The 22021-nt window shown below is 68.7% G+C and carries 10 protein-coding genes and 2 pseudogenes; 7 read left to right on the top strand and 5 right to left on the bottom strand.

The features are described from left to right. Window positions 1–3: 3 nt before the first annotated feature. Window positions 4–642, bottom strand: coding sequence for a winged helix-turn-helix transcriptional regulator (locus MAAFP003_RS05215; protein ID WP_096290896.1), 639 nt, complete (start codon window positions 640–642; stop codon window positions 4–6). 79 nt (window positions 643–721) lie between these two features. On the opposite strand from MAAFP003_RS05215, the gene MAAFP003_RS05210 reads away from it, so the two are divergent. From MAAFP003_RS05210 to MAAFP003_RS05200, 3 genes are read left to right on the top strand one after another with little or no spacing between them, the layout of a single operon-like run. Then, complete coding sequence (locus MAAFP003_RS05210) at window positions 722–2245, top strand: MFS transporter (RefSeq protein WP_096284996.1); 1524 nt, start codon at window positions 722–724, stop codon at window positions 2243–2245. Then, a complete protein-coding gene (locus MAAFP003_RS05205) occupies window positions 2242–3312 on the top strand; it encodes an NmrA family NAD(P)-binding protein (protein ID WP_096284994.1) in 1071 nt (356 codons plus the stop codon). The genes MAAFP003_RS05210 and MAAFP003_RS05205 overlap by 4 nt, the downstream gene beginning before the upstream one ends. Beyond that, entirely contained in the window at window positions 3309–4124 is an 816-nt protein-coding gene (locus MAAFP003_RS05200) for a class I SAM-dependent methyltransferase (protein WP_096284992.1), read from the top strand. The genes MAAFP003_RS05205 and MAAFP003_RS05200 overlap by 4 nt, the downstream gene beginning before the upstream one ends. An 82-nt stretch (window positions 4125–4206) precedes the next feature. On the opposite strand, the pseudogene MAAFP003_RS05195 reads toward MAAFP003_RS05200, so the two are convergent. Next, a pseudogene (locus MAAFP003_RS05195) lies at window positions 4207–5422 on the bottom strand (HNH endonuclease signature motif containing protein). A 115-nt stretch (window positions 5423–5537) separates the two neighbouring features. On the opposite strand from MAAFP003_RS05195, the pseudogene MAAFP003_RS05190 reads away from it, so the two are divergent. Both MAAFP003_RS05190 and MAAFP003_RS05185 read left to right on the top strand, forming a co-directional pair. After that, window positions 5538–6343, top strand: a pseudogene (locus MAAFP003_RS05190) (beta-phosphoglucomutase family hydrolase). Further along, window positions 6340–8715, top strand: a complete 2376-nt coding sequence (locus MAAFP003_RS05185) for a glycoside hydrolase family 65 protein (protein WP_096284988.1) — start codon at window positions 6340–6342, stop codon at window positions 8713–8715. Before MAAFP003_RS05190 ends, MAAFP003_RS05185 begins: the two are co-directional and overlap by 4 nt. A gap of 7 nt (window positions 8716–8722) precedes the next feature. Here the strand turns inward: MAAFP003_RS05185 and MAAFP003_RS05180 are convergent, their stop codons facing one another. Continuing rightward, complete coding sequence (locus MAAFP003_RS05180) at window positions 8723–13909, bottom strand: type I polyketide synthase (RefSeq protein ID WP_096290895.1); 5187 nt, start codon at window positions 13907–13909, stop codon at window positions 8723–8725. A 17-nt stretch (window positions 13910–13926) separates the two neighbouring features. Next, window positions 13927–15603, bottom strand: a complete 1677-nt coding sequence (locus tag MAAFP003_RS05175) for a (2,3-dihydroxybenzoyl)adenylate synthase (RefSeq protein ID WP_096284986.1) — start codon at window positions 15601–15603, stop codon at window positions 13927–13929. 107 nt (window positions 15604–15710) lie between these two features. Between MAAFP003_RS05175 and MAAFP003_RS05170 the strand changes: the two genes are divergently transcribed. Both MAAFP003_RS05170 and MAAFP003_RS05165 read left to right on the top strand, forming a co-directional pair. Further along, window positions 15711–19190: a non-ribosomal peptide synthetase gene (locus tag MAAFP003_RS05170; RefSeq protein ID WP_096284984.1), complete on the top strand. Its 3480-nt coding sequence runs from the start codon at window positions 15711–15713 to the stop codon at window positions 19188–19190. Window positions 19191–19342: 152 nt separating this feature from the next. Continuing rightward, entirely contained in the window at window positions 19343–20251 is a 909-nt protein-coding gene (locus tag MAAFP003_RS05165) for a TauD/TfdA dioxygenase family protein (RefSeq protein WP_096284982.1), read from the top strand. On the opposite strand, the gene MAAFP003_RS05160 is transcribed toward MAAFP003_RS05165, so the two are convergent. After that, window positions 20248–21993 (bottom strand): GMC oxidoreductase, encoded by a 1746-nt coding sequence (locus MAAFP003_RS05160; RefSeq protein WP_096284980.1) that lies wholly within the window; start codon window positions 21991–21993, stop codon window positions 20248–20250. The two genes, MAAFP003_RS05165 and MAAFP003_RS05160, sit on opposite strands and share 4 nt — an antisense overlap. Window positions 21994–22021 lie beyond the last annotated feature (28 nt).

Below are 22021 nucleotides of genomic sequence, written 5' to 3'. Positions count from 1 at the left end.
CGCTTACAGCGAGAACACCCGACGCAGGGTCTCCACGGCTTCGGGCTCGCCGGTGAAGGCGATTCGCCGCAAAGCCGCCTTGCGCTTGGCGTCGCCCGGCGCGAGACGGGCCGTCACGAGATCTGCCGCACTGGCGGTGATCGTCACCGGGGGCTCGCCGCGCGCGCCGGCCAGGCGTCCCTGGGTAATCACGAAATCAAAACGGCGACCGTCGATTTCGGCCCGGCACGTCGCTTCCAGCCCGGCCGCCTTGCCCGAGTCGAAGCCCAGCAGGATGCCGGCCAGAAACCCGTTGAGCGGCGTGACCGGGCCTTCGTCGATCGGATCCAGCCGGTCCAGACCGAACCACGCGATGCTCTGAATGATCGGCAGCACCCGCTGCCAGCCCAGGTCGCTGAGCGTGTAGACGGTGCGCCCGATGGGCGCCGGGAGGTCGGTTCGGTGGACGAGCCCGGCGTCCTGCAGCTCCTTGAGGCGCTCGGCCAGCAGATTGGTTGCGATGCCGGGCAATTCGGCGCGCAGGTCGCCGTAGCGCCGCGGTCCTCCGATCAGCTCACGCAGGATCAGCAACGTCCAGCGCTCACCCAAGACGTCGAGGCCGCGCGCGATCGGGCAGTTCTGGTTGTAGTTGCGTGTCCGCACCACCGCAGTTTACCAGCGGCGGACATATTTTTCCATTTGTTGGTTGATTTATTTGTCTATCAGATTTACTGTCTCGTCCATGGGTAAGAATCTCGCGCTCGCCGTCATCTGCCTCGGCGTCTTCGTCATCAGCGTCGACGCCACCATCGTCAACGTCGCCCTGCCCACGCTGGCACGCGAGCTCAATGCCGGCACCTCGCAGCTGCAATGGATCGTCGACGCCTACACCCTGGTCATGTCCGGGCTGCTGCTGTCGGCCGGCAGCTTCAGCGACCGCTACGGCAGACGAGGTTGGCTCAATGCCGGCCTCGCGCTATTCGCGATCACGTCGGGCCTTGCGGCACAGGCGAACTCCGCGGATCAGCTGATCGCGGCGCGGGCCGCCATGGGCGTGGGTGCCGCGCTGATCTTCCCGACCACACTGGGCTTGATCACGAACATCTTCACCGACCCGGTGCCCCGCGCCAAGGCCATCGGGCTGTGGGCGGCGATGGTGGGTATCGGCGTGGCAGTGGGGCCGATCAGCGGTGGTTGGCTGCTCGAACATTTCTGGTGGGGCGCCATTTTCATGGTGAACATCCCGATCGCGGTGGCCGCCATCGCCGGCGCCGTATTGTTCGTGCCGACTTCGCGCGACCCCGCGGCACCACGCGTCGACGTGCCCGGCTTGGCGCTGTCGGCGGCCGGCGTCACGGCGCTGGTCTATACCGTCATCGAAGCGCCGACCTGGGGCTGGACCAGCCCCCGCGCCGCGGTCGGATTCACAACCGCCGCTGTCCTGCTCGCCGGGTTCGCATGGTGGGAGCGACGCAGCACCCATCCCATGCTGGACGTCACGGTGTTCGCCAATCGCCGGTTCTCCGGTGGCAGCCTCGCAGTGACCGCGGGCTTTCTGACCTTGTTCGGCTTTATCTTCGTCATCACGCAGTACTTCCAATTCATCAAGGAGTACAGCGCTTTTCAGAGCGGAGTGCGGTTACTGCCGGTCGCCATATCGATCGCGGTAGCCAGCATCCTGGGGCCGCGGCTGGTCGAGTGGATCGGCACCACCGCCGTCGTGGCCGGGGGTCTGGCGGTGTTCGCGGCCGGCCTGGCGTGGGCATCGACCGCGGACGCCGCGACGAGCTACACCGAGATCGCCGCGCAGATGTTGCTGCTCGGCGGCGGCCTCGGACTGACGTTCTCACCGGCCACCGAATCGATCATGGGATCGCTGTCCGCGGACAAGGCCGGGATCGGCTCGGCCGTCAACGACACCACGCGTGAGCTCGGCGGCACCCTGGGTGTTGCCATCGTGGGCAGCGTCTTCGCGTCGGTCTACTCGGCACACCTGGGCTCCGCGCCCGCGCTGGCCACATTTCCGGCCGGCGTCACCGCCGCGATGCGTAACTCAATGGCTGTGGCGCACAAGGTGATCGAACAGCTTCCCGCGGAGCACGCCGGCCCGGTGCGCGACGCGGTCAATCGCGCGTTCCTGGACGGCCTGCACGTCGGCTCGCTGGTGTGCGCGGCAATCGCACTGGCCGCGGCGATCGCCGTCGCGGCTCTGCTACCGGCACGGCAATTGGAAATCGCTCCTCAAATGGAAAGGGAAGACGCATGAACACTCGCGTATTGGTCACCGGCGCGACGGGAAAAGTCGGCGGTGCGGTCGCCGCCCAGCTGCTCGAGAAGGGTGTCGCCACCCGGGCGGTCGTGCACTCCGAAGACGCACGCAGCGCGCGGCTACGCCGGCTGGGAGCAGAAGTCGTCATCGCCGATATGTTTGACATTCAACAGGTCACCGCCGCGATGGACGGGGTCGACCGGCTGTTCTTCAACGCTCCGTACCACCCGCACGCGCTCGACAGTGCGGTCACCTTTGCCGTGGCCGCCCGGCAGGCGGGTACCGAAGCCGTAGTGGCGCTTGGGCAGTGGTTGGCCAGCCCGCAGCATCCCTCGTTGATGACCCGCCATGCCTGGTTGACCGAGAAGCTATTCGAGCTGCTGCCGGACACCGCGCATGTGGCCGTCGACCCGGGCTATTTCGCGGACAACTATCTGCAGCTGGTCCCCGTCGCCGCTCAACTCGGCGTGTTGCCCACACCGACCGGCGCCGGCCGAAATGCGCCGCCCTCCAACGAAGACATCGCCCGGGTCGCAGTGGGTGCGCTGCTCGATCCACACCGGCACGACGGCCGTTCTTACCGGCCAACAGGACCGGACCTGCTCTCGGGAGCGCAGATCGCCGACGCGATCGGTGAGGCGTTGGGCCGACGCGTGCGGCACGTCGACGTTCCGGCGTGGATGTTCATGCGCGCGGTGCGCGTCTACAAGAAGCGGCTCGGCGCCGACCTGTTCTTCGAATCCAGCTTGCGCTACTACCTGCCCGAACACGCGTTGGGGAGCTGGGAGGTCGGCGGCCCGACCACGCATGTGCGCGATGTCGCCGGCGTCGAACCCGAAGACTTCCTGACGATCGCACGGCGTTACGTCAATGTGCCGGAAACCCGCTTTACCGCAGCCAATTTCGCACGCCAGCTATGGAGTTTCATGTTGATCCCGCTGATGCCGATGCATCGGCTTGATCGGTTCGACCGGCTTCAGCAGCACCCCCGGCCCGCACATCCTCAACTGTCCGGGCAATCGCCGCTGTGGCGAAGTGAGCACACCGAAAGGATCTCCGCATGAACACCAGCCAGGTAACCCAGTATTCGACCGGCCTCTCGCAGCACAACATCGAGCAGGCGTTGCTCGCCGCCGGAAAGGACCTCGAGCAGCTGACACCCGCCGACCTCGGCCTGCTGGAGGACTTCCACACCATGGGCCGCATCGCGACGGGTGCGCTGGTGGACCTCGCCGGGATCACCAGTGCGAGTGCGGTGCTCGATGCGGGCAGCGGGGTCGGCGGCACCGCGCGTTACGTCGCCGACCGCTTCGGCTGCACCGTCACGGCCGTCGACCTCACCGAGGAATACTGCGAAACACACCGCTGGCTCAACCAGCTCGTCGGGCTGGACGACCGGATATCGGTTCACCAGGGCGATGTGACCGCGCTGCCCTTCGCGGATGCCGGCTTCGACGCCGTGATCAGCCAGCATGTCCAGATGAACGTGGCCGACAAGGCGCGCCTGTACGCCGAAGCCCGCCGGGTGCTGGTCAACGGCGGCCGTCTTGCCTTGTGGGACATCACCATTGGCGATGGTCGCGAACTGTCCTATCCGCTACCGTGGGCCGATCAGCCCGCACACAGCCATCTGGTCGCCCCAGACGAATTGCGTTCGGTCATCCAGTCTTGCGGATTCGTCGTGGAACAGTGGAACGATCTCACCGAACAGGCTGGGGCCGTCATGCAATCCCTGCTGGCTCAGCCCGCCGGCCCGCTGGGGCTGCACGCCTTCGTGGCCGACTTCGCCGACAAGGCGCAGAACCTGACCGCAGCGTTGTCGGACGGACGGCTGCGGGTCATCCAGGGCATCGCCCGAGCGGACGGCGCGGGTTAACTGCCATGAACGCCTGCGTGTCGGGTGGCGTGAATGAATTTCGTTATGCCCCTGTGTGTTTGAGCTTCAGCATCGGGCCGGGTTAGTTGGTTGGTGGTGGTTGGGGTTGGAAGGGGTCGTACCACCACCAGTGGGCGCGTTCGCCGGTGGGTCCGGGGCAGGGTGGGACGTCGGGTGGGGGCTGCGCTCAGTGGTCGGCCGTCCTCGTCGGTGATGGTGAGCGCGTCGGCGGGTCCGGTGAGGGTGATCAGGCCGCGGTGATGGGCGCGGTGGTGGTACGGGCAGACCAGCACCAGGTTGGCTAGTTCGGTGGGGCCGCCGTCTTCCCAGTGCCGGAGGTGGTGGGCGTGCAGGCCGCGGGTGGCCCCGCACCCGGGCACCGCGCAGCTGCGGTCTCGATGCTCCAGGGCGCGGCGCAGCCGCCGGTTGATCACCCGCGTCGCACGCCCGGCACCGATAACCTCGCCGTCACGTTCGAACCAGACCTCGCAGGTGGCATCACAGGTCAGGTATCGGCGCTCGGCGTCGGTCAGCAGCGGACCCAGATGCAGCGCGGCGGCACGCTGCTGCACGTCGAGGTGCACGACCACGGTGGTGTGCTGCCCGTGCGGGCGGCGGGTGGCTTCACTATCCCAGCCGGCCTCCACCAGCCGCATCAACGCGTCGGTGGCGTTCGGCAGCGGGGGCCTGTGCTCGGGGTCGCTTTCGGCGTGGTCGCGTTTCCATTCGGCGAAAAGCGCGTCACGGTGTGAGGCCAGCGCGGCGTCGAACTTCGCGGCGTCTAGGTGGGGGAGTTTGATCCGCCAACACGTGAACTCCTCGTCCGAGGTCTGGGTGATCGAGGGCGCCGGTTCGGGCCGCGGGTCGGGCTGGGGTCGTGGTTCGAGTTTGACCGCGGTACGCAGCTGGCGGACCGTGGCGACCTCGGCCAACCCCGCATAGTGCTCATCAGATCCCTGACCCGCGCCGGCGGCGATGACGCCGACCTGATCCAGCGACAGCCGACCCTCAGCCATGCCCGCCGCACACCGCGGGAACTCCTCGAGCCGGCCCGCGATCGTGGTGATCGTGTGGGCATTCGCCGAGGACAGGGCCAGCTTCCAGCCCAGCAACGCCGCCACTGAGCGCGCACCGGTGGCCCCGCACAGCTCGTCGCGCTCGATCTCGGCAGCGATCTCCACGATGCGCCCATCAATGGCATTACGTTGACCGGCCAACTCCGCCAACTCCTCGAACAACACCCCCAGACGATCCGGCGGACGCGATTCAACGACGCTCGGCGAGGCGGTCAACGACATAACGACATCATCGCGACCACCACCGACAAATCCCGGCCGCCCGACCCCGCCGAGATGGTTCGCATCGTCCGGCGGGCGGCAAGTATGTGAGATCGCTGGCGACCTGCGGTCAAGCATGGTGGAGTGGTATCGCCCAACTACTCCCTACAGTGAGGATCCTTTGTGCTGGGTCTGCCAGAGAAGGTGCGTGCTTGCCTGTTCGACCTCGACGGGGTGCTGACCGACACCGCAAGCGTGCATACCAAGGCCTGGAAGGCCATGTTCGACGCTTACCTGTCCCAGCGAGCCGAGCGCACCGGGGAGAAGTTCGTGCCGTTCGATGCCGCCGCGGACTACCGGACATATGTCGACGGCAAGAAGCGCGAAGACGGGGTCCGGTCGTTTCTGCAGAGCCGGGGAATCGAATTGCCGGACGGCGATCACGACGACTCCGGCGACGCCGAAACCGTTTACGGCCTGGGCAATCGCAAGAACGATATGTTCCAGAAGGTGCTCGAGCGCGACGGCGTCGAGGTGTTCGACGGGTCGCGGCGCTACCTGGAGGCGGTCTCGGCCGCGGGCCTGGGCATCGCCGTCGTGTCGTCGAGCGCCAACACCCGCGAGGTGCTCGAGATCACCGGGCTGGAGCGGTTCGTTCAGCAGCGCGTGGACGGGGTGACGCTGCGCGAGGAGCACATCAAAGGCAAACCCGCGCCCGACTCCTATCTGCGGGGGGCGCAGCTACTCGACGTCGCCCCCGACGCGGCCGCCGTGTTCGAGGACGCACTGTCGGGGGTGGCAGCAGGTCATGCCGGGAACTTCGGCTACGTGGTCGGTGTCGACCGAGTCGGCCAGGCCGAAGATCTCCGTCGCAGCGGCGCCGACGTCGTGGTCACCGACCTCGCGGAATTGCTCGGGGATTCAACCGAGGCCAAGGCATGATCACCCAGGAAGCCTTCCCCGTCGAACCCTGGGTAGTCCGCGAGACGCGGCTCGACCTGAACCTGATCGCCCAGTCCGAATCGCTCTTCGCGTTGTCCAACGGGCACATCGGGCTGCGCGGCAACCTCGACGAGGGCGAACCGTACGGCCTGCCGGGCACCTATCTGAACTCGTTCTACGAGATCCGGCCGCTGCCCTACGCCGAGGCCGGTTATGGCTACCCGGAGGCCGGTCAGACCGTCGTCGACGTGACCAACGGCAAGATCATCCGGCTGTTCGTCGAGGACGAGCCGTTCGATGTCCGTTACGGCGAACTCGTCTCCCACGAACGGGTTCTCGACCTGAAGGCCGGAACGTTGACCCGCAACGCGCACTGGCGTTCGCCGGTGGGCAAGGAAGTCAAGGTGACGTCCACCCGGCTGGTCTCACTGGCCCACCGCAGCGTCGCCGCCATCGAGTACTGCGTCGAGGCGGTCAACGAGTTCGTCCGTGTCACAGTGCAATCGGAGCTCGTCACCAACGAGGACCAGCCGACGACGTCGGCTGACCCCCGGGTGGCGGCCATCCTGGAAAAGCCGCTGGAGGCCGTCGAACACGACGAGACCGACTGCGGCGCACTGCTGATGCACCGGACCCGGGCCAGCCAATTGATGATGGCCGCGGGAATGGATCACATCGTCGAGGTGCCCGGGCGGGTCGAGGTCACCAACGACGCGAGTTCGGACTTGGCGCGCACCACCGTGATCTGCGGGCTGCGCCCGGGCCAGAAGCTGCGCATCGTCAAATACCTCGCCTACGGCTGGTCCAGCCAGCGCTCCCGGCCCGCGCTGCGTGACCAGGTCGCCGCCGCGCTGCACAGCGCCCGCTACAGCGGATGGGACGGGCTGCTGAAAGCCCAGCGCGAGTTCCTCGACGACTTCTGGGAAAACGCCGACGTCGAGGTCGAGGGCGACTCGGAATCCCAGCAAGCGGTGCGGTTCGGGCTCTTTCACCTCGTGCAGGCCAGCGCCCGCGCCGAGCGGCGCGCCATCCCCAGCAAGGGGCTGACCGGAACGGGTTACGACGGCCACGCGTTCTGGGACACCGAGGGTTTCGTGCTTCCGGTGCTCACCTACACGCTGCCGCACGCGGTCGCCGATTCGTTGCGCTGGCGGGCGTCGACGATGGACATGGCCCGGGACCGCGCGAAAGAACTCGGCCTCGAGGGTGTGAGCTTCCCGTGGCGGACCATCCGCGGCCAGGAGTGTTCCGGTTACTGGCCGGCCGGCACCGCGGCCTTCCACATCAACGCCGACATCGCGATGGCCTTCGAGCGCTACCGCGTGGTCACCGGCGATCAGTCGCTGGAGGCCGATTGCGGGCTGAAGGTACTGGTCGAGACGGCGCGGCTGTGGATGTCGCTCGGACACCATGACCGCCACGGCGTCTGGCACCTCGAGGGGGTCACCGGCCCCGACGAGTACACCGCGATCGTGCGCGACAACGTCTTTACGAATCTGATGGCCGCGCACAACCTGGTGGTCGCCGCCGATGCCTGCAACCGTCACCCCGAGTCGGCCGAAGCGCTGGGCGTCACCCACGAGGAGACCGCCTCGTGGCGGGACGCGGCCGACGCGGTCCACATTCCCTACGACGAAGAGCTCGGTGTCCACCAGCAGTGCGAGGGCTTCACCAAGTTCGCGGAGTGGGATTTCGAGAACCGGCACAAATATCCACTGCTGCTTCATGAGCCGTATGTGCGGCTGTACCCGGCGCAGGTGATCAAGCAGGCCGACCTGGTGCTGGCGATGCAGTGGCAGAGCCATGCGTTCACGCCCGAGCAGAAGGCCCGCAACGTCGACTACTACGAGCGGCGCACGGTGCGCGACTCGTCGCTGTCGGCATGCTGCCAGGCCGTAATGTGTGCGGAGGTCGGGCATTTGGAGCTGGCGCATGACTACGCCTACGAGGCCGCGCTGATCGATCTGCGCGACCTGCACTCCAACACCCGCGACGGGCTGCACATGGCGTCGCTGGCCGGCGCCTGGATGGCGATCGTCGCGGGCTTTGGCGGCCTGCGCGACGACGATGGCATCCTGGAGATCGATCCCGCGCTGCCCGACGGCATCACCCGGTTGCGGTTCCGGGTGCGCTGGCGTGCCTTCCGGCTGATCGTCGACGCCAACCACAACGACGTCACCTACACCCTGAGCGACGGGGACAGCGGCGAGCTGGCCATCCGGCACGCCGGCGAGGAACTCGTGCTCAAGACGGACTCGCCGAAACCCATCGCGGTGCGTCAGCGCAAAGCACTGCTGCCGACACCGCCGCAACCGCCCGGCTGCGAACCCACGCACCGGCGGACGCAGGCTCACCAGCTCGGGGGTAACTGACCGGTAGCTACACCACCGGTGCACCGTCTTCGGTTGCGGCAGAAGCGATCTCGTTATCAAGTAGCTCGACGATGCGCGCCGTGACCGCGGCCGCGGTGGGGTGTTCCCACAGCAGCGTCGGCGGCAACGCCAGCCCGGTCTGCTTCTCGAGCTGACGCCGCAGCGCGACCGTCATGATCGAGTCGACGCCGATTTCGACCAGCGGCATCCTGGTGTCGACGCTGTCGGCGGGCAGGCCGAGTTCGGCGGCCACCGCCGTGAGTACCTGCTGACTCACCCACTCCTCGGTGTCCATGTCGCCCGGACCCACTACCGGCAAATCCTGCTGCGACACAACCGAATCCGCGGCGACCGCGGCGGCGATGTCGGCAAGGATCGGCACCGACGCGGCCTCCGGGAGCACCGGCAGCACCACCGGGTTGGCCTCCTGTGAACGCATCGCGACATCCAGGGCACGCAGTGCGTCGTCCGCGCCGACGGTGTCCATGCCCAGCGCATCCAGTTGTGCGGCAATGTATGCGGAGTCCGAGCCCATACCGAGGCCGCGCCAAGCGGTCCAGGCCACGCTCGTCGTGACATCGCCGAGCCCGCGCCGGTGCCGGGCCAGCGCATCCAGGAAGGCATTGCCGCAGGCGTAGGCGCCCTGTCCGGGGAAACCGGCCAGGTATCCGCAGGAGGAATACAGCACCAGCCAGTCCAGTTCGCCCGGCGGGAACATCTCGTGCAGGACCAGCGCCCCGTCGACCTTCGGACGCATGGTCATCGCGATCTCGTCGATCGTCGTGTTCACCAGGAACACACCGGCTTCCACGCCGGCGGCATGAATCACGCCACGCACCGGCGGCAGGCCGGCCAGCACGGAGCGTAGTTCGTCGGCCGCACCAGGGGCCGCGATATCCAGGGCGACCGAGTGCACCCAGACACCGCGCTCCTCCAGCGCGGCCACCGCGCGGATCTGCGCCTGATTGTCCGCGCTCGCCCACTGCGAGCGTTCCGGCAGGCCGGACCGCGACAACAACAGCACGCGGCGCGCACCCAGATCCGCCAATCGCTCGGCGATACGCAGGCCCAGCACACCGGTCCCACCGGTGACCAGATAGGTGCCGGCCGGGCTGCATTCCATCGCCGGTCCGGCGGCGCCGACGATGCCGGCCATCCGGGCGGTCAGTGCGACGCCGCCGCGAACCACCACCACGGCGTGGCCGCTGAGCGTCAGCGCACCCAGCGGCAGCCGGTCCTCGGCCAGATCGAGCACGCCACCCCACAGCGTGGGATGCTCGGTCGCGGCCACCCGCGACAAGCCCCACAGTGGGGAACGGCTCACGTCGGCGCCCTCGTGCACACCCTGGGTCAGGGTCCACAGACGCGACGAGATATCTTGGTGCACAAGTGCTTTGAGGGTTTCGAGCACCGTTTCCACGGCTTCGATCGGCCTCTCGGAGGCGCGAGGCAACACCAGCACGACGGACTCGGGGTCCAGATCGGCGGGGACGTCCGCGGGCGTGGCACACACCCGGTGGGCGACGCCGGCGGCTTTCAAGTCGCGTTCGCACCAAGCGCGGACGGCCGGATCGCCGCCCACCAGCACCACTTCGGCCGGCACAGCTGTGGCGTCGAAAGGGGTTGTTTTCCAGTCGATTCGGTGCACGACCCGCGCTATGTCGCCGCCGCTGTTCTCGAGCTCCTCGAACGTCATGCCGGTGACCTCGACCAGCGGCCGCCCGGTCAGCGACGCGATAGTCACGTCGGTGCTGGTGCCCTGATCGCGGCGGCGAACGTGCAGCAGCACCGAATCAGAGGGTTTGCCAACGACTCTCACCCGCTCGATGCGAGCGGGCATACGCAGCCGGGGCGCTCCGTCGAATACCGTGGACGCCACCGAGGTGGCCGCATCGATGAGGCCGGCCCACGTCGAGGGATGCGACCCGTCCGGTTCGGCCCGCACCTGCGCCAGGAATTCGCCGTCAGCGGCCCAGAGGTCGACCACCTCCCAGCCGAAACCCATCTCGGCGACACCGAGTTTCGCCAGCTTGTCCACCACGCTGTTCGGCGGCAACTGCTCGGTGCAGCGGACCCGGATCGCGGTCTCGTCGAGCCGCGGCACCTCGCGGCCGTCGGTGGCGACGGCGACCGCGGTGCAGTGCGTCAGCCAGCCACCGACGTCGGAACCGTCGTCGTCGACCAGGCGGGTGGCGATCGCCAGCGTCTGATCCTGCAGCACCACCTGCACGTCGCGGGTGCGGCCCGGCGCAACCGGTGTGCGCAGATGCACCTCGGTCAGGTCGGTTACGTCCGTTTCAGTGGCCGTCAGGAAGGTGTTGAGCAGCACCGCGGCCGGCACGATCTCGGTGCCCTGCACGGGATGGTTGCCGGGGTAGGGCCGGGTCGACATGTCCAGCCGGGTTTCCCAGACCCGCGCCGGCACCGTGCCCGTGACGTCGAGTCGGCCCCCGAGCAGGGTGTGGCTGTCGGCGTCGTGGACACCGCGGCCGGCGGGCGGCGCGCTCGGGATGCGCCAGAAGTCGCGGTGCTGCCACTGGGTGCCCGGCAGGTCGCCGGCCCACGGCGTGGCCGCGATGACGCCGTGGGCCACGGGTGCGCCGTAGCAGTGCAGCGCGGCGACCGCCGCGGCGACCGAACGCCGTGCCGGTTGGTCACGGCGCAGTACACCGACGGCCGCGTGCGCCTCGATATCCAAGTGCAGCAACGTTTCCGCTATGGAGTGTGACACCACCGGGTGGGCCGAGACCTCGAGGAAGAGCCGGTGGCCGTCCTCGGCCGCCGCCGAAACCGCCTCGGCGAAGCGGACCTGGTCGCGCAGATTGGCGACCCAGTAATCCGGTCCACGCGACGCCGAGGACCGCGGATCGGCCAGCGCGGTGGTGTACAGCGGAATCCGGGCCGGCCATGGCTTCGGCAGCGCACCGGTGAGCCGCGCCAGATCGGCGGTGAGTGCGTCCATCGCCGGGCTGTGGAACGCAACGTCAGTTCTGACGCGGCGCACCATCAGACCGTCGCCAGCCCAGCGGGCGGCCACCTCCTCGACGGCCGCGACGGTGCCCGATATCACCGTCGAGGTCAGCGACGCGCTGATGGCCGCCACCACGTCGCTGCGCGCGCCGAGCCGCTGCTGGGCATCGGCGAAGGGCAGCGGTACCAGCGCCATCGCGCCCTGACCCATCACTTTGCGGAAACCCCGGGCGCGATAGCACGCCACGGCCGCACCCTGCGCCAGGTCGAACACTCCCGCGGTCACGCAGGCCGCGACCTCGCCGACGGAGTGTCCGATCACCGCCGCGGGACGAACGCCGCGCTCACGCAGCACCGCGGCCAGGCCGACCTGCATCGCAAACGTCAGCGCCTGCACCTGATCGGTGCCGCCCAGTTCGCCGCGGGTCAGCGCCACGCGCGCCGAGAAGCCGAGTTCGGCGCCGAAGATCGGATCGATCGCGTCGATCACTGCGGCGAACGCCGGTTCGCCGGCCAGCAACTCCTGGCCCATCCGCGGCCAGTGCGAGCCGTGCCCCGAAAACACCCACACCGCACCGTCTTGCGCACCGGACAGCACGGTGCCGCGCACCACGGCGGCGTCGCGCCCGCCGTCGGCCAGCGTGCGCAACCCGCCCAGAAGTTCCTCGGAACCCGCAGCGACCACGGCCGCGCGCATCGGTTCGTGGCTGCGGCGGGCCCACAGTGTCGCCGCGACTTCGGTCAGGGCGATGTCGCGGCCGTCGAGGTGCTCGGCCAGTGCGGCGGCCTGTGCGCTCAGCCGGCTCTCCGAACGACCCGACAGCGGAATCGCCACCGGCCCAATCAATCTCGTGGCTAGCCGAGCGGTCGCGGGCGGTGCCTCCTCGAGCAGCACATGCGCGATGGTGCCACCGTAGCCGTAGCTGCAGACCGCCGCCCGGCGCGGGTGATCCGGCCGCCGCGGCCAGTCCTGCGCCACGGTCGGCACCCGCAGGCCGCTGCCGGCCCAGTCGACGGACGGGGTGAGGTTGCGCACGCCCGCCGTCGGCGGAATCCTGCCGTGGTGCAGGGCCAGCACGGCCTTGATCAGGCCGACGGCCCCGGCACCGCCCTCGAGATGGCCGGTGTTCGGTTTGACCGACCCGACCAGCGCGGGATCGTCGTCGGGACGGGCGGCTCCGTACACCTGCGCCAGCGCGCCCACTTCGACGGGATCGCCTGTGGGAGTGCCGGTTCCGTGGGCTTCGATGAAATCGACGGTGGCCGGGTCGACGGCCGAGGACCGGCATGCCAGCCGGAACAGATCCGCCTGGGCGGCGCCGTTGGGCGACATGATGCCGACCGTGCGGCCGTCCTGGGCGACCGCGCCGCCGCGGACCACGGCAAGTACCCGGTCGCCGTCGCGCATGGCGTCCGCGAGCCGCTTGAGCACCACCACGGCCGCACCCTCGCCGCGACCGTAGCCGTCGGCGGCGGCGTCGAAGGTCTTGCAGCGACCGTCGGGAGCCGTCGCGCCGGCCTGGTCGAGCACCCGGGTCAATCCCGGTCCGATCAGCGCGCTGACGCCACCGGCCAACGCCAGCGTCGTCTCGCCGGAGCGCAGCAGTTGGCAGGCCTGGTGCACCGCCACCAGCGAGGCCGCGCACGCGGCGTCGAGCGCCACGCTGGGGCCGCGCAGGTCGAGCAGGTGTGACACCCGGTTGGCGATCCCGCACAGCGAGGTGCCGATACCGGTCCACGCCTCGATGCCGGGCAGGTCCTCCATCAGGAGCTTGCCGTAGTCGTCGGAGTTGACGCCCATCAACACGGCGGTGTCACTGCCGGCCAGCGACCGGGGCGGCACGCCGGCGTGTTCGAGCGCCTCCCAACTGACCTCGAGGGCCAGCCGCTGCTGCGGGTCCATCAGCTCGGCCTCGCGCGGCGAGACCCCGAAGAACTCGGCATCGAAACCGGCGAGGTTGTCGATGAACGTGCCCCACGGGGTGGTGTCCTTGAGTACCGCGGCGTTGCGCGGGTCGCGCCACAGATAGGGCTCCCACCGGTCGGCGGGCACCTCGCGCACCGCACTGCCGCCGGCGAGCAGGAAATCCCAGAACGCCTCGGCGGTGCTGACATCACCGGCCAGCCGGCAACCGAGGCCGATGACGGCGATCGGTTCCGGTATCGCGTTCGGCTTCACCTGCGGTGCCGAAAGTTGGTCATCGGGGCCACCATTCAATGTCATGTCAGTCGGAGCGTCGTTCATGCCTGGGTCAGGCTTACGACGATTTGCTTTTTGTCCACCTTGCCCACCGCGGTTTTGGGCAGCGAACGCATGGCTTCCAGTACGTCGGGCTTGGCGTGGACAGAGACGCCACGGCCATCGAGAAATCCGTTGAGCTCGGCCAGGGTGACCGGTGTGCCCTTGAAAACAACTGCCGCACAGATCTTTTCGCCGAGGTACTGATCCGGCAAGGCGACCGCCGCCGCGTCGGCCACGGCGGGATGGGCATGCAGGTGTTCCTCGAGGTCGGACGCCGAGACGGTCTCGCCACCCCGGTGGATCACGTCCTTGATCCGCCCGGTGACTTCGACATATCCCGCCCGCGGGCCGTCGGCGAAGATCCGTACCCGGTCGCCGCTGCGGTAAAAACCATCGGGGCTGAAACAGCGGGCGTTGGCCTCGTCGGCGCGGTAATAGCCGTTGATCGTGTACGGCCCGCGCACCAGCAGCTCGCCCTCGGCTCCCGGGGCCACCTCGTCGCCGTTCTCATCGACAACCTTCATCTCGTCAGCGGGCGACATGGGCCGGCCCTGCACGTTGTCCACCACATCGGCGGGGTCGCCCGGGCGGGTGAAGTTGAGCATCCCTTCGGCCATCCCGAAGATTTGCTGCGTACCCGGCGTCAGGTTCTCCCGGATGAACCGGGCCTCGTCGGGCAGCAGCCGCGACCCGCCGACCTGGACCACCCGCAGCGAGGCCGGCAGCACGGGCTCCCAATCGCAGGCCTGTGCCCACAGCTTGGCGAGCGCGTTGACCAACCCCGTGACGGTGACCTGGTGGCGGTCGATCAGCGCGAAGGCCGCCTCGGGGCTGGGGTCGTCGGTGAACACGGTTTTGGCGCCCACGGTGATCGCACCCAGCAGACCCGGACAGGCCAGCGGGAAGTTGTGCCCGGCCGGCAACACCACGAGGTAGGCGTCCGCGCCGGTCATCCCGTACGCGGCGGCGCAGGCCGACGCGTTGTAGCGGTAGTCGTCATGAGTCCGGGCGATCAGTTTGGGCAGGCCCGTGGTGCCTCCCGAGACCAGCAGCAACGCGGGCAGCCCCGGATCCGGCGCCGGGTTTGCCCGGCCGTCCGGGCCGGCGAGGGTCGCGACGTCGGACCAGGCCCGGAAGTCGCCGGGGTCGCCGTCGACCAGCACCCTGGTCAACCGCGGCCGCTCGCGCATCAGCGCGGCGGCCATCTCCCGGTAGTCGAAGCCGCCGGCCTGGTCGGTGATGATCATCCCGACCGCGCCGCTGACGTCGGCGAAGTGGCTCAGTTCGGCGGTGCGGTGGCCGGGCAGGCACATCACCGGCACCACACCGGCCCGCAACAGCCCGAACAGCGCCAACGCGAATTGGCAGGAGTTGGGCAGTTGCAGCAACACCCGGTCGCCGGCGACGAAGCCGAGCTCGATCAGGCCGCCGGCGATGCGGTCGGCCAGGGCGTCGAATTCGGCGAAGGTGTAGCTGACGCGGGCATCCACGATGCCGCAGCGGTCCGGCCAACGGTGCGCGGCCTCGCGCAAAATCGAGTCCAGGGGTAGCCCGGCCCAGTAGCCCGCCTGCCGATAGGAGTCCGCCCGGTCGCTCGGGAACGGCACGAATCCCGTTGCGAGGTGCACACTTTCGTGGTGTCCGACCTCGGCGTCGGGATGAAATCCGGTGCTCATCGCGGTTGGCAGCCCTTCCGGGGGTAAGTTACCTGAGAGAAGCCTAATATAGGGTAGCCTCCACATAGTTAGGGCAGCCTTCACTAATTGCTGAGAGGTTTCACACAATGGGTCGCGCCGCGACGAGCTCACTCACCGTCCGAGAGCAGGTCGCCGAACTCCTCGGCGTCGCCCCCGACGAAGTGGACCCCGACGCCGACCTCATCGCCTCCGGACTCGACTCGATCCGGATGATGTCGCTGTCCGGCCGGTGGCGGCGGCAGGGCATTGACATCGGTTTCGCCGCCCTGGCCGAGAGCCCGACCGTCTCCGCGTGGACGCGGATGGTCTCGGCGCTGCGCGACAGCGCGCCCAACGACGAGGAGCCCCAAGCCGCCGACGACGAGGGGGGCGAAACCTTCCCGTTGGCTCCCATCCAGCACGCGTTGTGGTTGGGCCGCAACGAAGAACAGGCACTCGGCGGCGTGGCCCCACACCTGTATGTGGAGTTCGACGGCACCGGTGTGGACCCCGACCGGCTGCGCGACGCCGCGGCCGCGCTGGCCCGACGTCATCCGATGCTGCGGGTGGACATCCTGCCCGACGGCACTCAGCGGATCACCGACCGCAGGCTGCCGGTCGAGGTGATCGACCTGCGTGGCCTCGACGCCGCCGCGGCCGAGCAGCGGCTCGAGGAGATCCGCGACGCGAAATCGCACCAGATCCTGCACGGCGTGGTGCTCGAAATCGCGCTGACGCTCCGGTCTGGCGGGCGCACCCGCCTGCACGTCGACATGGACATGTCGGCCGCCGACGCCGTCAGCTACCGCAACTTCATGGCCGACCTGGCCGGGTTCTATCGCGGCGGCGAGCTGCCCGAGCTTGGCTACACCTACCGGGAGTACCGGGCCGCGCTGACGGCGGCCGCCCCGGTGTCCGAGGCGGACCGCCAGTGGTGGGCCGAGCGGGTGCCCGACCTGCCCGAACCGCCGTCGCCGCCGCTGGTGCCGGCCTCCGAACAGGCCAATCCGCGCCGCAACATCCGGCTCTGGCACTACTTCGACGCCGATATTCGCGAGGCGCTGTTGGCCGCGGCGCATAAGCGCGGCATCACCCCGGCGATGGCGATCGCCGCGTCCTACGCCGGGACGCTGGCGCGCTGGTCCACCAATTCGCGGTTCCTGCTGAACCTGCCGATGTTCGGCCGTGAGCCGTTCCACGCCGACGTCGACAAACTCGTCGGCGACTTCACCACGTCGCTGATGCTCGACGTCGACCTCACCGACGCGCCGACCGCGGCGGCCCGGGCGCGCGCCCTGCAGGAGTCGCTGCACGCCAGCGCCGCACACTCCAGCTACTCGGGGCTGTCGATCCTGCGCGATCTGACCCGGCACCGCGGCATGCCCACGCTGGCGCCCTTCGTCTTCACCAGCGGGCTCGGACTAGGCGACCTGTTCGACGGCGAGGTCACCGAACAGTTCGGCACGTGCGTCTGGCACATCTCGCAGGGGCCGCAGGTACTGCTGGACTCCCAGGCCACCCCGTTCGACGGCGGCCTGCTGGTCAACTGGGACGTGCGCGCGGACGCGTTTCGGCCGGGCGTCGCCGAGGCGATGTTCGCCTACCACGTCGCCGAGCTCATCCGGCTGGCCAACGACGACGACGCCTGGGAGGCACCCGACCCGCCCGCGCTGCCGGCAGAACAGCGCGCCGTGCGCGCCAAGCTCAACGGTGTGACCACGGTGCCGAGCGCAGAAGCGTTGCACGACGGCTTCTTTCGCTGCGCGGCGGCGCACCCCGATGCGCCCGCGGTGTACAGCAGCCTCGGCGACCTGACCTACGCGCAGTTACGCGAGCAAGCCCTTGCCGTCTGTGCGACGTTGCGGGCACGCGGGGTGCGACGCGGCGACGCGGTCGCCGTGCTGGGTCCCAAGACCGCCGAGCAGATCCCGGCGCTGCTGGGCATTCACGCCGCCGGCGGTGTGTACCTGCCGATCGGCGTCGACCAGCCGGCCGATCGCGCCGCACGCATCCTGGGCGGCGCGGGTGTGCACTCGGCGCTGGTGTGCGGGCCCGCCGGGCTCGACGACCTGCCGGTGCCCGCGCTGACGGTGTCGGAGGCCGTCGCGCAGGGCCTGCCTGTCGCTGCCGGCACCCAACCGGCCGTCACCGACCCGGCCGACGTCGCCTACGTGCTGTTCACCTCGGGCTCCACCGGTGAACCCAAGGGTGTGGAAGTCAGCCACGACGCCGCGATGAACACCGTCGAGTTCATCAACTCCCACTTCGAGATCGGCGCCGGCGATCGGTGCCTGGCGCTGTCCACCCTGGAATGCGACATCTCGGTGCTGGACATTTTCGGCATGCTGCGCGCCGGCGGTTCGATCGTGGTGGTGGACGAGGAGCAGCGGCGCGATCCCGACGCCTGGGCCCGGATGATCGGACAACACCAGGTCACCGTGCTGCACTGGCTGCCGGGCTGGCTCGAGATGCTGGTCGCGGTCAACTCGGGACGGATCTCGTCGGTGCGCGTGGTGCCCACCGGCGGCGACTGGGTGCGCACCGAGATGGTGCGCGCGCTGCGCGCCCAGGCCCCGCGGGTCCGCGTCGCCGGACTCGGCGGCGCCACCGAGACGGCCATCCACAACACCATCTGCGAGGCCGCGGAATTGCCGAAGCACTGGGCCGCGGTTCCGTTCGGCCGCCCGTTGCCGAACAACCGCTGCCGCGTGGTTGCCGCCGACGGATCCGACTGTCCCGATTGGGTTCCCGGCGAGTTCTGGGTCGGCGGGCGCGGCATCGCCCGCGGCTACCGCGGCCGGCCGGACCTGACCGAAGACAAGTTCGTCGAGCATGACGGCGAGAACTGGTATCGCACCGGCGATTTGGCGCGCTATCTACCGGACGGAACGCTGGAGTTCGTCGGCCGCGCCGACTACCGGGTCAAGATCAGCGGCTATCGGGTCGAACTCGGCGAGGTCGAGGGTGCGCTCAATCGGCTGGAGTCGGTGGACGGTGCCGTCGCCGCGGTGATCCGGGGCGCCGGGCGCGAGCAGCTGGCGGCGCTGGCCCGGGTCACCGATCCCGCGCTGACACCGGCACAGCTCACCGCCGCGGTGGCCGGATTGGTTCCGCCGCACATGGTTCCGGACCTCATCGTGCTGGTCCCCGAGATCCCCTACACCGTCGGCGGAAAGATCGACCGGAAGGTGGCGGGCGAACGGCTCGCGCGTGCCGTCCGGGAACGGGCCGCCGGCGCGGGCACGGGCCGGCGGGCGGCGGCGACGCCCCTGGAACGGGCGCTGGCCGACATCACCGCCGGCCTGCTTCGGGTCGAGGCGCTGAGCGCCGACGACGACTTCTTCGGCCTCGGCGGGGATTCGGTGCTGGCCACCCAGCTGGTCGCGCGGGTGCGCGCCTGGCTCGACACCCCCACCGTGATGGTCGCCGACATCTTTGCCGCCCGCACCGTGGCGGCGCTGGCCACCCTGCTCCAGGGTCGCGAACCGGGCAGCGATCGGTTGACCCAGGTGGCCGAGGTCTACCTCGAGGTGGCCGAGATGGAGCAGAACGAAGTGGCTGCCGCGCTGGACGCCAGCGCATCCTGACAACCGGCGATTTCCTCGAATTTCCTGGCTGACCTGCTGCTTTGCGGCGAGAATTTTCATGTCCACTCCCCCTTGCCGAATCTGTATACGTTTGACTACACTCTGGGTTAGTCAACTGACTACACCCCAAGTTTCAGGCAAGGACGACAGACATGACAAACCAGATAACCGTCACCAAGCTGGGCAGCCGGATCGGTGCCCGGGTCGACGGGGTGCACCTCGGCGGCGACCTCGACCCGGCCGCCGTCGAGGAGATCCGCCGGGCGCTGCTGACCCACAAGGTCATCTTCTTCCGCGGTCAGCACCACCTCGATGACCAGCAGCAGCTGGCATTCGGCGGATTGCTGGGCACGCCCGTCGGCCATCCGGCCGCCGGTGCGCTCGCGGCCAAAGGCGCGCCGGTCGTCACCCCGATCAACTCCGACTACGGCAAGGCCAACCGCTGGCACACCGACGTGACGTTCGCGGCGAATTACCCGGCGGCCTCGATCCTGCGGGCGATCACCCTGCCCCGCTACGGCGGATCGACACTATGGGCCTCGACGGTCGCGGCCTACGAGGACCTGCCCGAGCCGTTGAAGTGCCTCGTCGAAAATCTGTGGGCGCTGCACAGCAACCGCTACGACTACGTGACCGCCGAAGCGGTTCTGTCGATGAGCGACGCGCAGCGGGCGTTCCGGCAGGCGTTCGAGAAGCAGGAGTTCCAGACCAAACACCCGGTGGTGCGGGTGCATCCGGAGACCGGTGAGCGCGCGCTGATCGCGGGCAACTTCGTGCGCAACTTCGTCGGCCTGGACAGCCACGAGTCCAGCGCGCTGCTGGAACTGCTGCAAAAGCGAATCACCAAGCCCGAGAACACCATTCGCTGGCACTGGGAGACGGGTGACGTCGCCATCTGGGACAACCGCGCGACCCAACACCGGGCGATCGACGACTACGACGACCAGAAGCGGCTGATGCACCGGGTCACCGTCACCCTGATGGGCGACGTGCCGGTCAACGTGCACGGCGAGCGCAGCATGGTGGTCAAGGGCGCGCCGCTCGAGGTGATCGCGAGCTAGCCGACCGAACTCACCGGGTCGATCGGCAGCCACCGCAGCGCGCCGGGCGCATCGGCCGGCACCACCGGGTGGCTCGGCGGAATCGGGTCCAGCCGCCGGTAGTCGTCGCCCTGCAGCGGTCGCTGGTCGACCTCACCCTTGTTGGGCCACAACGACGCGGCGCGTTCGGCTTGCGCGGTGATCGACAGCGACGGATTCACACCGAGATTCGCCGAGATCGCCGCGCCGTCCACCACCAGCAGCGACGGGTAGCCGTAGACGCGGTGATACGGATCGATGACGCCGCGTTCGGGACTGTCGCCGATCACCGCGCCGCCCAGGAAGTGCGCGGTCAACGGCATGTTGAACAGCTCGCCCCAGGTGCCACCGGCCACGCCGTCGATCTTCTCGGCGATGCGGCGGGTCACCTCGTTGCCCACCGGGATCCACGACGGGTTCGGCTCGCCGTGCCCCTGCTTGCTGGAATACCAGCGGATGCCCAGCTTGCCGCGTTTGGTGAACGTGGTGATCGAGTTGTCCAGGTGCTGCATCACCAGCGCGATCATCGTGCGCTCGCTCCACTGCCGGGGATTGAGTAGCCGCAACATCTTTCGCGGGTCCTCACCGCCGGCGTCGAGCAGCTGCCGCCACCGTGGCACATAGTTTTCATCGGGGCCGTCGGCCCCCGGGCCGTCGGTCATCAGGGTCTGCAGCAGCCCCATCGCATTGGAGCCCTTGCCGTAGCGGCAGGGTTCGATGTGGGTGTCCGACGTCGGGTGGATCGACGACGTGATCGCCACCCCGTGCGTCAGGTCCAGATCCGGGCTGACCTCCAGCCGTCCGGCGCCGACGATCGACTCCGAGTTGGTCCGGGTCAGCACTCCCAAACGCTTTGAGAGACGCGGCAATCGGCCCGTGTCACGCATCTTGAACAGCAGATGCTGGGTGCCCCAGGTGCCCGCGGCCAGGATCAGGTGGCTGGCGGTATAGGTGCGCCGGTCCCGGCGCAGCCAGCTTCCCGTGCGCACGGTGCGAACCTCCCACAGCCCATCGGAGCGCTGCTCGAAGCTCTTCACCGTCGTCATCGGAATGACTTGCGCCCCAGCTGATTCCGCGAGACCAAGGTAGTTCTTCAACAAGGTGTTCTTGGCGCCATAGCGACAACCCGTCATGCAGCAGCCGCATTCCAGGCAGCCGGTGCGCTCCGGGCCCGCCCCGCCGAAGAACGGGTCGGGCACCTTCTGCCCGGGTGTCTTGGTGCCGTCGGGACCGAAGAACACCCCGACCGGGGTGGGCACGAAGGTGCCGCCGCAGCCCATCTCGTCGGCGACCTCCTTCATGATGCGATCGGCGTCGGTGAAGGTCGGGTTGGTGACGACGCCCAGCATGCGCTTCGCCTGCTCGTAGTGCGGCATCAGCTCGCTGCGCCAGTCGGTGATGTGCTTCCACTGCTGGTCGTTGAAGAACGGATCCGGCGGCACGTAGAGCGTGTTGGCGTAGTTCAGCGACCCGCCGCCCACCCCGGCGCCGGCCAGGATCAGCACGTTTTTGAGCGGGTGAATGCGCTGAATGCCGTAGCAACCGAGCCGCGGGGCCCACAGGAACTTGCGCAGGTCCCACGACGTCTTGGCGAACTCGTCGTCGGCGTAGCGCCGCCCGGCCTCCAAAACACCGACGCGGTAACCCTTTTCGGTCAACCGCAGCGCGCTGACGCTGCCGCCGAACCCCGAACCAATGATCAGGACGTCAAAATCTGGCTTCATCCCCACCAGTATGAACTTACCGGCCAGT

The sequence above is a fragment of the Mycobacterium ahvazicum genome (genome assembly GCF_900176255.2).
Classification (GTDB): Bacteria; Actinomycetota; Actinomycetes; order Mycobacteriales; family Mycobacteriaceae; genus Mycobacterium; species Mycobacterium ahvazicum.
This window is presented reverse-complemented; position numbering and strand designations above follow the sequence as displayed.

Bases quoted from the DNA above. Each gene is read 5' to 3' on its own strand.
- MAAFP003_RS05210 (WP_096284996.1), top strand. From the start codon at position 722: ATGGGTAAGAATCTCGCGCTCGCCGTCATCTGCCTCGGCGTCTTCGTC.
- MAAFP003_RS05205 (WP_096284994.1), top strand. From the start codon at position 2,242: ATGAACACTCGCGTATTGGTCACCGGCGCGACGGGAAAAGTCGGCGGT.
- MAAFP003_RS05200 (WP_096284992.1), top strand. From the start codon at position 3,309: ATGAACACCAGCCAGGTAACCCAGTATTCGACCGGCCTCTCGCAGCAC.
- MAAFP003_RS05185 (WP_096284988.1), top strand. From the start codon at position 6,340: ATGATCACCCAGGAAGCCTTCCCCGTCGAACCCTGGGTAGTCCGCGAG.
- MAAFP003_RS05180 (WP_096290895.1), bottom strand. From the start codon at position 13,909: ATGACATTGAATGGTGGCCCCGATGACCAACTTTCGGCACCGCAGGTG.
- MAAFP003_RS05175 (WP_096284986.1), bottom strand. From the start codon at position 15,603: ATGAGCACCGGATTTCATCCCGACGCCGAGGTCGGACACCACGAAAGT.
- MAAFP003_RS05170 (WP_096284984.1), top strand. From the start codon at position 15,711: ATGGGTCGCGCCGCGACGAGCTCACTCACCGTCCGAGAGCAGGTCGCC.
- MAAFP003_RS05165 (WP_096284982.1), top strand. From the start codon at position 19,343: ATGACAAACCAGATAACCGTCACCAAGCTGGGCAGCCGGATCGGTGCC.
- MAAFP003_RS05160 (WP_096284980.1), bottom strand. From the start codon at position 21,993: ATGAAGCCAGATTTTGACGTCCTGATCATTGGTTCGGGGTTCGGCGGC.